The sequence below is a fragment of the Mycobacterium sp. 050272 genome, from assembly GCF_039023525.1.
Classification (GTDB): Bacteria; Actinomycetota; Actinomycetes; order Mycobacteriales; family Mycobacteriaceae; genus Mycobacterium.
In genome coordinates, this window is record NZ_JBCHKV010000002.1 from 554,336 (window position 1) to 569,458 (window position 15,123).

The window sequence follows — 15,123 nt, forward strand, 5'->3', positions numbered from 1 at the left end:
TGAGGTAGGTTCGGTTGAACGGCAACGTCGAAATGCCCACCGGGGGGCGACATCCCGACCTCGAGCGCCGGCGAGACAGGCGTAACCTGCACTCACGCCAGTCCTCCGATCCGTCGCATGAGAAAGCGTCCGGTCATTGTGACTCATGCCACGCCCGCGCGGAGCAAAAAACGCATAACCGTTATCGAACGCGCAAACATTTCAGTCAGCCCCACTCTCAGGTAACCGCCCCGGCGGTTTTGAGTTCGATGATGCGGTCCCAGTCGAGTCCCAATTCCTGCAGTATGTCGTCGGTTTGCTCGGCGAATCCGGGTGCGGGCCCGGTGTGCGGTGCGGTGAGATCGAACTGCACCGGGTTGGCGACCAGTTCGAGTTCGCCTGCCCGGACAACATATTCGTTAGCCCGGATCTGGGTGTCATCGACTGCCTGCAGCGTGTCTTGCACCGGCGCCCATGGCCCGGCCAACGTGGCAAAGCGTTCGCTCCACTCGGCAAGCGTGCGGGTTGCGATCACCTTGGTCAAGATCTCCACTGCTTCTGCCGTATTCGCGGTGATCTGCTCGATGGTGGCAAACCGTGGATCATCGGCCAGCTCAGGCAGGTCAACATGGCGGCACACATCGGCCCAGAATTTCGTTGGCTGCATCATCACGAAAGAGATGTAGCGGCCATCCGATGTCGTGTACAGGCCCACCAACGGGTTGTTGGGTGCGCCGTGCACACCAGGCGGCGGCGCTTCCAGTCGTTGGTTCAGGTGCTTGGTCAACGCGACGGTGTGACCCATCGACCACAGCCCGCTGCCCAGCAGCGACACGTCGACGACGGACGGTTCGCCGGTGCGCTCGCGCTTGAGCAATGCGGCCGCAATGCCTCCGGCGAGGTTCGTCCCGGAGATCGTGTCGCCGTAGGCAGGTCCTGGCGGCCCGATCATGCCCGGCATCCCCGTCGGGGTGATGGTGGCTGCCGTTCCGGCCCGGCACCAGAAGGCGGTCATGTCGTAGCCGCCCTTGGTCGCCTCTTCACCGCGTGGTCCGAGCGCGCTGCCGCGCGCGTAGATGATCAACGGGTTCACGGCGCGGATGTCGTCGACGTCGATGCCGAACTTCTGCCGGGCACCGGGCAGGAAGCTGGTCAAGAACACGTCCGAGCGGCGGGCCAATTCGTAGAGGACTTCTTTGCCTTCGGGAACCGACATGTCGAGTCCGATGCTGCGCTTGCCTCGGTTGGCGTGCTCGATGTTTGGATTCGGATCGCCCTCGACGCGCAGCATGCCGGTCTGCCGAAGTCCGCGCTGCGGATCACCCGTCACCGCGTGCTCGACTTTGACTACGTCTGCGCCCCATTCGGCCAGCACCGCGCCCGCCGACGGGACGAACCCGTACATCGCGACTTCGAGAACCCGAAGGCCTTCCAACGGCCTCATTGATTGTCTCCCAGCACCGGAACGGCGAAGGTCCTGCGCTGCACGAACTCTTCGGGCCCGGCCGGATTGATCGAGGGGAATGGCTGGTCGCCCACGACGTCCGACACTGTGACCTGCACTGCCATTCGGCTCCTCTTGTGGTGGCCATCACGAAAATTTCATTCTCTTCCCGGGCGAATCTTACATTCGACTCTCGAGAATTCAAGAAAGTCATAGGAATGGAACAAGGTCACTGACCAGCACCGCAAGGCGGCAAGGGGAAGCGCGTGGCCGGCCTCAGCCCAGGCAGCGGCGTGTTTCGCCCGCGTGTTGCACGTCACTTCCGTGCGAGAGTAAGGTTCTCATAATTGCGAAGGAGATTCTTTGTGACTGAGATGGCCGCATTGAGCCTGCGGGCCGGGCTGTGAAGACCGCGGTGGTCACCGGTGGCGGATCCGGGATCGGGCTGGCGGTGGCCCATCGGCTGCGCGCCGACGGCCTGGACGTCGCAACCATCGATCTGAAGCCGTCGGACGCCGAGCTGTCGTTCACCGCCGACGTGACCGACCGAGCCCAGGTGGATGCCGCGCTGGCGGCGATCCGCGCGCAATTGGGCCCGGTCGCGGTGCTGGTTAACGCCGCGGGGCTGGATGGCTTCAAGCGCTTCAGCAACATCACGTTCGAAGACTGGCAACGCGTGGTCAACGTGAATCTGCACGGGGTCTTCCACATGACCCAAGCGGTGCTGCCCGACATGGTCGAGGCGGGGTGGGGACGGATCGTCAACATCTCGTCGTCGAGTACACATTCCGGCGCTCCTTATATGTCGCACTATGTCGCGGCCAAGTCGGCGGTCAACGGCCTTACCAAGTCGCTGGCTCTCGAATACGGCCCCAGCGGAATCACGGTCAACGCGGTGCCGCCCGGCTTCATCGACACCCCGATGCTGCGCAGCGCCGAGCAGCGCGGCTACCTCGGCGACATCGACGAAACCATCGCCCGGACCCCGGTGCGCCGGATCGGCAAGCCAGAAGACATCGCGGCCGCCTGCGCGTTCCTGATATCCGAAGAAGCCGGCTACATCACCGGTCAGATATTGGGCGTCAACGGTGGTCGAAACACCTGAACCACGTCGTGGTCCGGACTACCGTAACGCCAGCCCCATCGCATCCCCCAGGAGGAGACATCGTGAAGGTCTGGGTTGATTCGCAGCGCTGCCAGGGTCACACCCTGTGCGCGATGATTGCGCCGGATTCATTCGTGCTCAGCGACATTGACGGCAGTTCGTCGGCGGTCAACGAGGTGGTGCCGGCCGACCAGGAGGACCTGGTGCGCGAGGCGGCGCACTCGTGCCCGGAGCAGGCGATCACGATCACGGACGAAACCTAAAGGGAGACAACATCTTGAACGTCGACGATGTCGTGAGCGACGGCGAACAGAACAAGCCGACGTACCACTTTGACCGAAACGCCCCGGAGTACCGGTCACAGTTCAAACGGATCACCGAGGAGATGCACGCCAAGTGCCCGATGGCGTGGACCGAGACCTACGGAGGGCACTGGGTCGCGGCCGGCAGCCACGAAGTCTTCGAACTCGCCCGTTGCCCAGCGGTCTCCAATGACCACGACATCCATAACGAACGCCGCGGCTACAAGGGCATCTCCATCCCGACGGCGAGCCGCGTCGCCGCGGTGCGCGGGGGCATTCTCGAGATGGACGAGCCCGACCACCGCACGTACCGCAACGTATTGAACCCCTACCTGTCGCCGGCCGCGGTCAAGCGCTGGGAACCCTTCATCCACGACATCACTCGCGCCTGCCTCGACGAGAAAATCGAAACGGGCAGAATCGATTTCGTCGACGACCTGGCGAACGTCGTGCCTGCCGTGCTGACGTTGGCGATGCTGGGCATTCCGCTGAAGAAGTGGAACCTGTACAGCGAGCCGGTGCACGCGGCCGTCTACACCCCGGAACACTCCCCCGACATCGAGAGGGTCACCGCGATGCACCGGGAGATGGGCCTCGACATGGTCAACAACATGCTCGAGATCCGCGAGAATCCGCGGCCCGGCATCGTCAACGGGCTGTTGCAGTTGCGGATCGACGGTGAGCCCGCCCCTGATCTCGAGATCCTCGGCAATCTCGGTCTGGTCATCGGCGGGGGCTTCGACACCACGACGGCGCTGACCGCCCACACACTGGAATGGCTTTCGGAGAACCCCGCCGAGCGCGAGCTGCTGTCCAAGAACCGGGACGCCCTCCTGGACTCCGCGACCGAAGAATTTCTGCGCTACTTCACCCCGGCGGCCGGTGACGGCAGAACCTTCGCCGATGACGTCGAACTTGACGGCAATCATTTCAAAGAGGGTGAACGGCTTTGGATTTCGTGGGCAATGGCAAATCGCGACCCCGCACTGTTCGCCGACCCGGACAAGATCGTCCTTGACCGTAAAGGTAACCGGCACTTCAGTTTTGGCCTCGGTTTGCACCGGTGCAAAGGGTCCAACGTGGCGCGTACGGTATTCAAGTCCATGCTGACGGCTGTTCTCGACCGGATGCCCGACTATCGATGCGATCCCGAAGGCACCGTCCACTACGAGACCATCGGCGTGATCCAGGGCATGCGGAAGCTGCCGGCGACCTTTACCCCAGGTGCCAAGATCGGCGCGGGCCTGGACGAAACGCTGGACAAGCTGCAGCGCATCTGCGACGAGCAGCAACTCGCCCTGCCGGTCACCGAGCGTACGGACATCGCCGTCATCGACTAGTAGATCTGGGCGCACCCGCCGTTGACTGCCGCGAATTTTGCGAGTAGGCCTTTTCAGCGTGACCGCGCCCTATATTTGAGGCCAGCGCGCGTACAGAGACGGGAGACGCACCGGTGAAGACTTTCGCAGTGAGCCTTGCGCTCGCCACGGCCGCACTGACCGTCATGCCGAGCGCCCATGCGGACATGAGTATCGGTAATTACCGGGTGGATACGCCGCGGGAAACCGGACACCTCTGGGTCTGGGCCCTCGCGACGTGCACTCCTAAAGCGCCGGGATGCCTGACCATTGAAGGGGTTCCACAACCCAACGGGCAAGCGGCACCCTGGAAGTCAGACGCTCACCTATCCAACGGCCGCTACACCATGACCGTCGATGTGCCCGACGGTGTTCGCTGCGTGGTCCAGTTCTTCCCCTCGCATGACGTCTATTCGTGGGACGCGGTCACGCTTTCGGGTGAGGTCGTCTCGACATTCAACACGGGCTGCGGCGGCGCACCCGGGGGCAGCAACACCTATCCGTTCACGCTCGTGCGATGGTAGCCGCGTGAGACGTTCATCAACCGGGAGCAAGCACTTTGGCTGAGGCGAAGAAACCGCCGCACGACGCCACCTCGAAAGCCGACACCATGGCGTTGATCGCGGAAGCCGAGGCCGAAGCCGCCGAAGCCGAAGCACTGGCCGCCGCGGCGCGTGCCCGCGCCCGGGCCGCCCGGCTCCGCCGCGAATTGCGGGACGCCGAGGCCGAGACCGCCGAAACCACCGAAGAAGCCGCGGACACCGACGAGGACGCGGCCGTCGCTGACGAGGCGAAGATCGATGACGACGTCACCGACACCGACGAATCTGACACCGACGTAACCGGCGCCGACGAAGCGCGGACCGACGAGGAAGAAGAAGCCGACTCCGCCGACGTAACCGACGCGGCGGAGAGCGAGGAAGAAGAAGCCGACGAAACGCCCGAAGACGCGGAATCCGAATTCGAGTCCGCCGACTCCCGGCGACGCCTGCGGTGGCTATCGCTGTCGGTGATGTGGAAAGCGGCCGTCATTCTGCTCATCTGCCTTTTCGTCGGGGCGAGCGGATACATGGTGTGGCAGCATCATGAAACCACCGAGCGCAACCAGCGCATCGCGAACTTCGTTGCCGGGGCCAGACAAGGTGTCGTCAACATGACTTCCCTGGACTTCAATCGGGCCAAGGAAGACGTCCAGCGGGTGATCGACAGCTCGACCGGTCAGTTCCGGGACGACTTCCAGCAGCGCTCAAAAGATTTCACGACGGTCGTTGAGCAGTCCAAAGTGGTCACTCAAGGAACCGTGAACGCGGCGGCCGTGCAATCTATCGACGGGAATTCCGCGTTGGTTCTCGTCGCCGCGACATCGCGGATCACCAACGCCGCCGGCGCCAAAGACGAACCACGAAGGTGGCGCCTGCGGGTGACCGTTACCGAAGACGGCGGGCAATACAAGATGTCCAAACTGGAGTTCATCCCATGAGCAAGGACGAGGACAGCGTCGACGCTGCCGACTCTTCGGACCAACCGAAACAGGGTGGACGTAGCCAGCCGCGCACCGGTCGCAGGGTGAAAGTCGTTCCTGTCGTCCTGATTTTGCTCCTGCTGCTATCCGGCGGCGCGGCGACGTGGCTGTACTTCAAGCAGTACCGGCCCGACAAACAAACCGACGCCAGCGTCGCGAACGCGGTGGTGAGTTCGGCGTCCGACGGAACGGTCGCGTTGCTGTCCTACTCACCCGACACACTCGACAAAGACTTCGCCACGGCCAAGTCTCACCTGTCCGGGGACTTCCTCTCGTATTACAACCAGTTCACCGAACAGATCGTGGCTCCGGCAGCCAAACAGAAGTCGCTGAAAACCAACGCTCGGGTGTTGGGGGCCGCGGTTCAGGAGTTGCACCCGGATTCGGCCGTCGTGCTGGTGTTGGTCGATCAGAGCACCACGAGCAAGGACAATCCCGACCCGGCGATGTCTTCCAGCAGTGTGCTGGTGAGTTTGACCCGGGTCAACGGCAACTGGCTGATCACCAAGTTCGACCCGGTCTAGCATCGACCGAGCCGCAACGGCTTTCGCCGAGAGTGAAACTAACTTCACGCTCGGCCCGTTTAGCGCGGCAGGCCGAGCACGCGCTGGGCAATGATGTTGCGCTGAATCTCGGAGGTACCGCCGGCGATGGTGCCGGAAAAGCTTCGCGCATAGCGCTCGAACCAGCTGGCGAAATAGTGGTCGAGGTTCATGTGTGCATACGGCCCGGTCAACGCCGGGTGCACGAGCCCGTCGGACCCCGCGGACGTCAACGCTAGCTCCATCCCACGCAACTCGGCCTCGGACCCGAGCAGCTTGAGTACCGAGATCGCTGCCACGTCGTCTTCGCCGCGCGCCGCGCGGGCCAACGCCACCGAACCCAACAAGCGCAGTGCCTGCTTGTCCATGATCGTGGACGCGTACTGGTCGCGCTCGACCTCGGTGCTCGGTCGGAAGTCGTCGATCATGTTGTCGAGCCGATCCGCGAAGCCCAGCCACATCATCGTGCGCTCGTGCCCGAGCGACCCGTTGGCCACCTTCCACCCCTGGTCGACCTCGCCGACCAGATTCTCCGCGGGCACCCGCACGTCGGTGAAGAACACCTCGTTGAAATCCAGATCGTCGATGCCGCAGATCGACGGAAACGGCCGCCGCACCAGACCCGGAGTGTCGGTCGGGATGATCAGCACGCTGATTCCCTTGTGCTTCGGCACATCTGGGTTGGTACGGACGAACGTCAGCAGAACGTCGGCATCGTGGGCACCCGAGGTCCACACCTTCTGCCCGTTGACCACGAAGTGGTCGCCGTCAAGGACCGCGCGCGTACGCAACGACGCCAGGTCGGAGCCCGCGCTGGGCTCGCTCATTCCGAGGGAAGCCGTGATCTCTGCCCGCAGGATCGGCACCGCCCAGCGCCGCTTCTGTTCGTCACTGCCGAACGACAACAGTGAGGCGCCAACGATATTCACGCCTTGTGGGTTGAAGCTGTGGTAGATCCGGCGCCGGCTGAGTTCCTCCAGGTGAACGAACTGCTGAATGACGCTCGCATTGCGCCCGCCGAATTCCGGTGGCTGACTCGGCAGCAGCCAGCCGTTGTCGAACAGCAGCCGCTGCCAGTCCCGTGCCCACTGCGGCATATGCGAGACCGACCGTGGCCGCTCGAGCGTTTCGCTTGCGGCAGGCAGGTTTTCGTCGAGGAAGGCCGAGAACTGCGCCCTGAAATCCTCGACCTCGGAATCAAAAGTCAGCTGCACGGTATTCCTCCGCGATCCGCGCCCGATGCTGGGCGGCGCCGCCGAGCATCAGTTCGCCCGCTTTGGCCCGCTTCAGCGCGAATTGCAGGTCGTTCTCCCAGGTGAAACCCATTGCGCCGTGCAGCTGCAACCCATGCCGGAATACCAACGATTGACACTCCCCCGCCGAGGCCTTGGCCATCGCGGCCGCCAGCCGGCGGCGCGGATCGTCGGTCGCGATCGTCAGCGCGGCGAAGTAGGCAAGTGCGCGAGCACGTTCCACCGCGACGTGCATGTCGGCAGCCTTGTGCTGCACGGCCTGGAAGGAGCCGATCGCAGCGCCGAATTGCTGACGGCTTTTGACGTGCTCGAGCACCAGGTCGAGGATGCGTTGACAAGCACCGACCATCGTGATGGCCATGCCGGTCAGCGCCAGATGGTGAGCGCGTTCCGTGTCGGCGGTCAGCCGCTCACTGTCGGGCACCCGGACCGCGGCGAATGACAGGTCGGCGACGTGCAGCACCGGGTCGAACACCGAGGCGCGCCGGGCCGAGACCTGACTGGCCGCGACGAGAAAGACCCCCGCGTCGGTCACGACCGCGAGCCGGTCCGCGCGATCGCCGTCCAGGACGTGGCGCGCGGTGCCGTCCAGCACCCAGCCCTCGGCGTCGCGGTGCGCCACGACCCCGCCATGCACCGCGGTGCCTGACTGGTGGGGGTCGAACCGGTCCGCGACGAGCGGCGCGAACTGACTCATCGTCGCCAGAAACGGCGTGGGATCGGTTGCGCGGCCTAGCTCTTCGAGCACGATGGCCAGCTCCACGGCGCTGTCCGATTCGTTCAGCTCGGTCCAGCCCTGGTCGACATACGACTTCCACAGGGGGCTCGGGTCTATGCCGTCCTCGGCCACGCTGCGCACCAGCGAGGGCGGGCACTGCTTTGCGACGGCATCACGCACCGTGTCCTGCCACAGTCGCTGATCAGCATCGAACTCCAACAGCATCGGGGCTGCCTCCTGTCGTCACCGCCGTTGCGAGAATAACATTCTCTCTTCTGGAAGTAATAATCTCGATTTCGGCGTATGGCGTAACAGACGCAGGCCCGGCGGTCGCCGTCCAAACGCTGGCGTGGGTGGCCGCCCCATTCACTGATACGCCCGGCACTGTTCGGCCAGCGCGGTGGCCAGCCAGCGCGGGCGAGAGAACATCACGTCGTGGCAGGCGTCGACGCACAGCATCGTATCGACACCGCCGAGGGATTCGATCGCGCCGAGCTGCTGGCGCTGCGACAGCGCTCGATCGGCCAGCGTCATGATCCACGTCCGCGGCACCTCGCCGGGCAGGTCGCTGCGGTCGGCCGGTTCGAAGATGACGTTCGGCGATTCCAGGCACAATCGCGACAAGGTCAGCTCGCGCTGCTCGCGTGTCATTCCATTACAGAACGCGAAAAGCGCTAGCCCCCTTGGCATTGGGACCGATCGACGAATCCGGCCCGCCGATCGCGCCAACGGGGCCAGCGGCCCGCGCAGCGCGTCCACCACCGACGATCCCTGCGGTGGCACAAAGGCGGCCAACAGGATCATCTCCCGTACGCGCGCAGCCCCGAGCCTGGCCACGATGCCCGGCACCGTCAGCCCGCCCATCGAATGCCCCACGATCACAACCTCGTTGAAGCCGGCGTCATCGATATCGGCGACCGCGGAGCTCACCCAGTCGGTGATCGTGACGGCCGTCAGATCTGCCGGCCTGCCGCCGCGACCGGGTAGATCAACGGCCAGCACCGGCAATTCCGGTGTCCTCCTAGCTAATTCGGCAACGGTGAGATCCCAACAATCGGCGGCATGGGCGCCCCCATGCACCAGAACCAGCCCGGGCCAGGCCATTACGAGTTCAGTCGCGACGCAGGGCTTCGGCCTGCGTCGGGCGTCCACGCCGGGTTGTGGTGACCAAGGAAATATACATTAACGTGTAGATAACCGTCGGGACGACGAACCGAGCCAACGGCTACGACGCCCTCGATATGTTCACCGCCACCAAGACCGTCGTCGTGCACCTATCAAGGAGAAGATCATTGGATCGCGAAACATACCAGCGGGGACTTGAGGTTCGGTCCGCGGTGCTGGGCGAGGCGTACGTCAACAAAGCAGTGGCCGACGCCGACGAATTCTCCAAGCCGCTGCAAGATCTCGTCACCCAATACTGCTGGGGTGAGGTCTGGGGCCGAGACGGGTTGCCCCGCAAGACGCGCAGCATGCTCAACCTGGCAATGATCCCAATTCTCAACCGGCCGAACGAATTACGAACCCACATCAAGGGCGCGGTGACCAACGGGGTCACACGCGAAGAGATTTGCGAGATCTTCCTACAAGTGGGCATCTATGCGGGCGTTCCGGCCGCGGTGGACAGCTTCCGCATCGCGCGCGAAGTGTTCGCCGAACTAGACGAGGACTAGTCGTGACCGAAGTCGGCTTTATCGGTTTGGGCAACATGGGTTTTCCCATGGCACACCGACTCATCGGCGACGGCCACGACGTCATCGCCTTCGACACGAGCAGCGCGACACTCGATCGCATCGTCTCACTCGGCGCCCGTGCCGCCTCGTCGCCCAAGGATGTCGCCGACCGTGTCGAAACGGTACTGGCCAGCCTCCCGTCGCCGGCGGTGTCACTGGAGGTCGCCAGTGGGGACGCGGGTGTGATCGCGGGCTCGGCGGTCAAGCGCTACGTCGACCTGTCGACGGTGGGCAGCCGTACCTCGGTGCAGATCCATGACCTGCTGGCACAACTGGGCATCGCCGCTCTCGACAGCCCGGTGAGTGGTGGTGTCGGGGGCGCCGAGAAAGGGACACTCGCCCTGATGGTTTCCGGCCCGCGCAGCGAATTCGACGTCGTCCGGCCCATCCTCGAGGCGATCGGCCGCCCGTTCTACATCGGAGCGAAGCCGGGGTCGGCGCAGACAATGAAGCTCGCCAACAACATCCTGGCGGCCAACGTGTTGGTCGCGACATCGGAGGTCGTGGTGATGGGCGTCAAGGCCGGTCTCGACCCGGCCGTGATGATCGAAGTTCTCAATGCGGGCTCGGGCGCGACGAGCGCCAGCCGGGACAAGTTTCCGCGCGCGGTATTGCCGCGCACCTTCGACTACGGCTTTGCCACCGGCCTGATGGTCAAGGACGTACGGCTCTATCTCGACGAGGCGAAGGCATTGGGCGTGCCCGTCGACGTCGCCGAGACCATCTGCCGGCTCTGGGAGGCGGCCGCACTCGACCAGGGCGCCGACTCGGATTTCACGGCTGTCATCAAGCCGTTCGAGAACGCCGCCGGTGTCACCGTCGGTTGCGCCGACGATGGCCGGCCGGCGTGACACTGTTGGCCGACTCTGTAACGGCCGCGTAGCAGGCGCGGCGGCGGCGAGGCAATCTTGCCCGACTCCAAAGCCACGTTCCCATCAGCGCCGAGAATGGTATTATCCGCATTGAAGAACCACGATTGCTCTGATAGTGGAAATACCAGCTACTACCAGGGCATATCGTTAACCGAGACGCTTACCGGAAATGCATTGATCGACAGCCTATGAGAATGTTAGATTATCTATCTTATGGTCAGGTTTGGCTCACTTCGGCTACCGGAACTGAAGGGTGGCTGGCGTGATCGAACACGCTGACGGAACCAGCACACCGCTCATCGACGCGAGCGTGCACATCTTCTTCCCGTCCAATAAGGCGCTGCGCAAGACCCTGCGGGAGCCGTTCAAAAGCCGCGGGTTCCCCGACTACGAGATGGACTGGTATGGGGCCCCGGGCGGCGAGTACGCACCCGGGGCCGAGGGCCCGGACGGTCAGTACCCCGGTTCGGATCCAGAATTCGTTGGCAACGAGCTGTTTTCGAAGCGCGGCGTCGACGTCGCGGTCCTACACCCGATGGCGCGCGGCATCATGCCGGACCGCCACCTGGGCAGCGCACTGCACGCCGCGCACAACGAGATGATGGTGACCAACTGGTTGGAGAACAGCCAGTACGGCGAGCGGTTCCGCGGCACCATCCGGGTCAACCCCGACGACATCGCCGGCGCGCTGCGCGAGATCGAGAAGTGGCGCGGGCACCCGCGCGTGGTCCAGATCGGCGTTCCCCTGCAATCCCGCGAGGTCTACGGCAAGCCACAGTTCTGGCCCCTGTGGGAGGCCGCGGTCGACGCCGGCCTGCCCGTTGCCGCACACATCGAGGTCGGCTCGGGCATCGCCTTTCCGCCGACGCCATCCGGGAACACCCGCACCTATGAGCAGTACGTCAGCTTCATGGCGCTGAACTACCTGTATCACCTGATGAACATGATCGCCGAGGGCGTGTTCGAGCGGTTCGACGGCCTCAAGTTCGTGTGGGGCGACGGCGCCGCGGACTTCATCACGCCGTTCATCTGGCGGATGGACACGTTCGGCCGGCCGCACCTGGAGCAAACCCCGTGGGCGCCGCGGATCCCCAGCGATTACCTGCCCGGCCACGTCTATTTCGTGCAGGGCAGCCTCGACGGACCCGGTGACACCGAGTTCGCCGGTCAATGGTTCAGCTTCACCGGCAAGGACGACATGGTGATGTTCGGCTCGAGTTACCCGCACTGGCAATGCGGCGATGTCAGAAAGCTGCCCAGCGCGCTGTCCGCCGAACAGCGCGACAAGCTGTGCTGGCGAAACGCCGCGCAGCTCTACGGCATAGACATCCCCGCCGGCGTAGGCGCACAGTAGAAGCAACGCGGCAGACTGAGGAGACCCAGATGACGTTGACCCATTCGCAGGAGCGGGTTCCCGCTACCGAGCGCATAGCCGTGCGATGCGTCGATTCGGATGTCCACCCGGCGCCCAAGCGCGGCGAGCTGGTGCCGTACATCCCCGAGCCCTGGCGCAGCAAGTACTTCCTCACCCGTAGCGTGGGTGAGCAGATTTACTACGACGCCCCCGACTACGCGCACTCCTACGCGATGCGCGTGGACGCCTTCCCTCCCAACGGTGAATTCCCTTGCAGCGACCCGGACATGGCGTTCCGCCAGCTGATCATGGAGGCCGGCTCCGACATCGCGATCCTGGAACCCGCCGCCTACCCGGCGCGGCTGCCCGAAGCGCAGCACGCGATGTCGGCCGCACTGAACGACTGGCAGGCCAATCATTGGCTGGACAGCCACAACAACTGGCACGAGCGGTGGCGCGGTTCGATTTGCTGCGCCATCGAGGAGCCCGACGAGTCCGCGCGCGAGATCGAGAAGTGGGCCGAACACCCGTTCATGGCGCAGATCCTGATCAAGGCCGAGCCGCGGCCGTCCTGGGGCCACCCGAAGTACGACCCGATCTGGGCAGCCGCCACCAAGCACGACATCACCGTGAGCTGCCACCTGTCGCGCAGCCAGTTCGACGAGTTACCGATCCCGCCGGTCGGATTCCCCAGCTACAACCACGATTTCATGGTGACCTACTCGCTGCTGGCCGCTAACCAGGTGATGAGCCTGATCTTCGACGGAGTATTCGACCGGTTCCCGACGCTGCGGATCGTCTTCGTCGAGCACGCGTTCACCTGGATCCTGCCGCTGATGTGGCGGATGGATGCGATCTACGAGGCGCGCAAGTCCTGGGTGGACATCAAGCGCAAGCCGTCGGAGTACGTCAAGGACCACATCAAGTTCACCACCCAGCCGCTGGACTACCCGGAAGACAAGACCGAGCTGACCCGCGCGCTGGAATGGATGGAGTGCGAGAAGATCCTGCTGTTCTCGTCGGACTATCCGCACTGGACGTTCGATGACCCGCGCTGGTTGGTCAAGCATCTGCCCAAGCACGCCCGCGACGCGATCATGTACAAGAACGGCATCGCGACCTATCACCTGCCGGAGACCGTTCCGGTGCTCGAGGGTCAGGTCCGGGTGCTCTGAATTGTCAGAAGAAACGAAACGGCCCGAGCCACGCCTCGCCCAGGGCCGCGAGCACGTCGTCGCCACCGTAGACGAGATTCCGCCGGGCAAGCACAAGCTGGTACCGATCGGGCGTCACGGTGTCGGTGTCTACAACGTCAACGGCACCTTCTACGCGATCGCGAATTACTGCCCGCACGAAGGCGGTCCGCTGTGTTCGGGGCGTGCCCGGGGACGCACGATCGTCGACGAATCCGTGCCCGGCGACGCCGTGATGGTGCGCGACCTGGAGTTCATCTACTGCCCTTGGCACCAATGGGGTTTCGAGCTGGCGACCGGCACCACCGCGGTTAAGCCGGAGTGGAGTATTCGCACCTACCCGGTGCGGGTCGTCGGCAACGACGTTCTGGTTCAGGCCTAACTACAGGAGAATCGCGTGCCATCAATTGAGATCAACGGGGGAAATGTCGTCTACGAAATCCTCGGTGACTCAGGCGATCTCATTGCTCTGACCCCCGGCGGGCGGTTCAGTAAGGAAATCGAAGGTCTGCGTCCACTCGCGGATGCACTGGCCGCGGGCGGTTACCGGGTGCTGCTGTGGGATCGGCCCAACTGTGGGGCGTCCGATGTGCAGTTCTACGGCCAAAGCGAGTCGCACATGCGCGCCGAGACCCTGCACAAACTGGTGACCGGCCTGGGCTTCGAACGCTGCATTCTTGCCGGAGGATCCGGTGGGGCAAGGGATTCCATGCTGACCACGATGCTCTACCCGGAGATGGTCACCAAGCTCGTGGTGTGGAACATCGTCGGTGGCATCTACGGCTCGTTCGTGCTGGGCTCCTTCTACATCATCCCCAGCATCCTCGCGGTGCGCGGCACCGGCATGGATGGCGTGATCAACGTGACCGAGTGGAAAGAGCGCATCGCGCAGAACCCGGCCAACAAGCAACGGTTCCTCGACTTCGACTCCGACGACTTCCTCAAGCTGATGCTGCGCTGGCTCAACGCATTCGTTTCCAAGCCGGGGCAGACGATTCCCGGTGTCGAGGACGAAATGTTCGACCGGATAAAGGTTCCCACGTTGATCATCCGTGGCGGCGAGAACGACATGGATCACCCCAAGCGGACGTCGCTGGAAGTCAGCTGCCTGATCAAGGGATCAAAGCTCATCGACCCGCCGTGGCCCGAGGACGCCTGGGAGCGTGCCTCCGAGGACCGCGCGTCGGGCCGGGTGAAGCACTTCAACATGTTCGACACCTGGGTGCAGGCAGCACCCCCGATCCTCGAATTCCTGGCCTCGTGATGGCGTCACACGGTGCGAATGTGTACCTCGCAGTTGAGCGACGCTTCCAGCGCCGTGTGGACCCGGCTTTCCGGAATCCGTTCCAGATCCGCCTCGCGCACCGTGACGTAGACGATGTCGAATCCCTCGTCGCCGGGCGTGCGCACGATGTCACCGCTGAGCCCGAACCCGGACAGTACGCCGTAGGCGTCGTCATCGGTTCCGCGGCTGACAAAGGTGACCACACCTGGGACGGGCTTATTGCTGAACACTTTGGCGCACAACCCGATCGCGGCGTCTTTGGCCATCTCGCCGTTCTCCGCCGCGATGAGCAATTCGACTTCACGGCGCCCTTGGGGCATGGCCGGGAGGTCGTTCTCGACCACGCCGGCACCGGCGTGACCCGCGAGCTCCAGGAGCGCTGCCATGCCGTCACGTAGTTGGGCCGGCGTCAGCACACCTTCCGGGTCGACGTTGACACGCACCACCGCAGTTCGCATGGGCG

Annotated in this window: 18 protein-coding genes; 12 read left to right on the forward strand and 6 right to left on the reverse strand. The window is 64.0% G+C overall.

Annotated features, from left to right (window positions below; genetic code table 11):
• Positions 1–217: 217 nt before the first annotated feature.
• Together AAHS21_RS07405 and AAHS21_RS07410 are read right to left on the reverse strand one after the other, a co-directional pair.
• Positions 218–1,423 carry a CoA transferase gene (locus AAHS21_RS07405; RefSeq protein ID WP_342927018.1) on the reverse strand — a complete coding sequence of 402 codons (1,206 nt, stop codon included), beginning with the start codon at positions 1,421–1,423 and terminating at the stop codon, positions 218–220.
• On the reverse strand, positions 1,420–1,548 hold the full coding sequence (locus AAHS21_RS07410; protein WP_342927019.1) for a hypothetical protein: 129 nt from the start codon (positions 1,546–1,548) through the stop codon (positions 1,420–1,422). The genes AAHS21_RS07405 and AAHS21_RS07410 overlap by 4 nt, the downstream gene beginning before the upstream one ends.
• A 278-nt stretch (positions 1,549–1,826) precedes the next feature.
• Here AAHS21_RS07410 and AAHS21_RS07415 point away from each other — a divergent pair, with 278 nt between their 5' ends.
• The 6 genes from AAHS21_RS07415 (at position 1,827) to AAHS21_RS07440 (ending at position 6,234) form a co-directional block, all read left to right on the forward strand.
• On the forward strand, positions 1,827–2,528 hold the full coding sequence (locus tag AAHS21_RS07415; protein WP_342927020.1) for an SDR family NAD(P)-dependent oxidoreductase: 702 nt from the start codon (positions 1,827–1,829) through the stop codon (positions 2,526–2,528).
• 62 nt (positions 2,529–2,590) lie between these two features.
• Complete coding sequence (locus tag AAHS21_RS07420; RefSeq protein WP_342927021.1) at positions 2,591–2,791, forward strand: ferredoxin; 201 nt, start codon at positions 2,591–2,593, stop codon at positions 2,789–2,791.
• A gap of 14 nt (positions 2,792–2,805) precedes the next feature.
• Positions 2,806–4,170, forward strand: a complete 1,365-nt coding sequence (locus AAHS21_RS07425; RefSeq protein ID WP_342927022.1) for a cytochrome P450 — start codon at positions 2,806–2,808, stop codon at positions 4,168–4,170.
• Positions 4,171–4,298: 128 nt separating this feature from the next.
• Entirely contained in the window at positions 4,299–4,712 is a 414-nt protein-coding gene (locus tag AAHS21_RS07430; RefSeq protein WP_342927023.1) for a hypothetical protein, read from the forward strand.
• A 35-nt stretch (positions 4,713–4,747) separates the two neighbouring features.
• On the forward strand, positions 4,748–5,668 hold the full coding sequence (locus AAHS21_RS07435) for a hypothetical protein (protein ID WP_342927024.1): 921 nt from the start codon (positions 4,748–4,750) through the stop codon (positions 5,666–5,668).
• Complete coding sequence (locus AAHS21_RS07440; protein WP_342927025.1) at positions 5,665–6,234, forward strand: hypothetical protein; 570 nt, start codon at positions 5,665–5,667, stop codon at positions 6,232–6,234. Before AAHS21_RS07435 ends, AAHS21_RS07440 begins: the two co-directional genes overlap by 4 nt.
• A 59-nt stretch (positions 6,235–6,293) precedes the next feature.
• Here the strand turns inward: AAHS21_RS07440 and AAHS21_RS07445 are convergent, their stop codons facing one another.
• From AAHS21_RS07445 to AAHS21_RS07455, 3 genes are all read right to left on the reverse strand, one after another.
• The gene (locus tag AAHS21_RS07445; RefSeq protein WP_342927026.1) at positions 6,294–7,466 is read right to left on the reverse strand and encodes an acyl-CoA dehydrogenase family protein; all 1,173 of its coding nucleotides are present in this window, start codon (positions 7,464–7,466) and stop codon (positions 6,294–6,296) included.
• Entirely contained in the window at positions 7,450–8,448 is a 999-nt protein-coding gene (locus AAHS21_RS07450; protein ID WP_342927027.1) for an acyl-CoA dehydrogenase family protein, read from the reverse strand. Before AAHS21_RS07450 ends, AAHS21_RS07445 begins: the two co-directional genes overlap by 17 nt.
• 141 nt (positions 8,449–8,589) lie before the next feature.
• Entirely contained in the window at positions 8,590–9,327 is a 738-nt protein-coding gene (locus tag AAHS21_RS07455; protein WP_342927028.1) for an alpha/beta hydrolase, read from the reverse strand.
• Positions 9,328–9,515: 188 nt separating this feature from the next.
• On the opposite strand from AAHS21_RS07455, the gene AAHS21_RS07460 reads away from it, so the two are divergent.
• The 6 genes from AAHS21_RS07460 (at position 9,516) to AAHS21_RS07485 (ending at position 14,639) form a co-directional block, all read left to right on the forward strand.
• Complete coding sequence (locus tag AAHS21_RS07460; protein ID WP_342927029.1) at positions 9,516–9,896, forward strand: carboxymuconolactone decarboxylase family protein; 381 nt, start codon at positions 9,516–9,518, stop codon at positions 9,894–9,896.
• Between the two features lie 2 nt (positions 9,897–9,898).
• Positions 9,899–10,807 carry an NAD(P)-dependent oxidoreductase gene (locus AAHS21_RS07465; protein WP_342927030.1) on the forward strand — a complete coding sequence of 303 codons (909 nt, stop codon included), beginning with the start codon at positions 9,899–9,901 and terminating at the stop codon, positions 10,805–10,807.
• Between the two features lie 283 nt (positions 10,808–11,090).
• Positions 11,091–12,182, forward strand: coding sequence for an amidohydrolase family protein (locus AAHS21_RS07470; RefSeq protein ID WP_342927031.1), 1,092 nt, complete (start codon positions 11,091–11,093; stop codon positions 12,180–12,182).
• A gap of 29 nt (positions 12,183–12,211) precedes the next feature.
• Complete coding sequence (locus AAHS21_RS07475) at positions 12,212–13,357, forward strand: amidohydrolase family protein (RefSeq protein WP_342927032.1); 1,146 nt, start codon at positions 12,212–12,214, stop codon at positions 13,355–13,357.
• 1 nt (position 13,358) lies between these two features.
• Positions 13,359–13,757 (forward strand): Rieske 2Fe-2S domain-containing protein, encoded by a 399-nt coding sequence (locus AAHS21_RS07480; protein ID WP_090606541.1) that lies wholly within the window; start codon positions 13,359–13,361, stop codon positions 13,755–13,757.
• 15 nt (positions 13,758–13,772) lie between these two features.
• Positions 13,773–14,639, forward strand: coding sequence for an alpha/beta hydrolase (locus AAHS21_RS07485; RefSeq protein ID WP_342927033.1), 867 nt, complete (start codon positions 13,773–13,775; stop codon positions 14,637–14,639).
• 5 nt (positions 14,640–14,644) lie between these two features.
• Here the strand turns inward: AAHS21_RS07485 and AAHS21_RS07490 are convergent, their stop codons facing one another.
• Positions 14,645–15,118 (reverse strand): hypothetical protein, encoded by a 474-nt coding sequence (locus tag AAHS21_RS07490; protein WP_342927034.1) that lies wholly within the window; start codon positions 15,116–15,118, stop codon positions 14,645–14,647.
• Positions 15,119–15,123 lie beyond the last annotated feature (5 nt).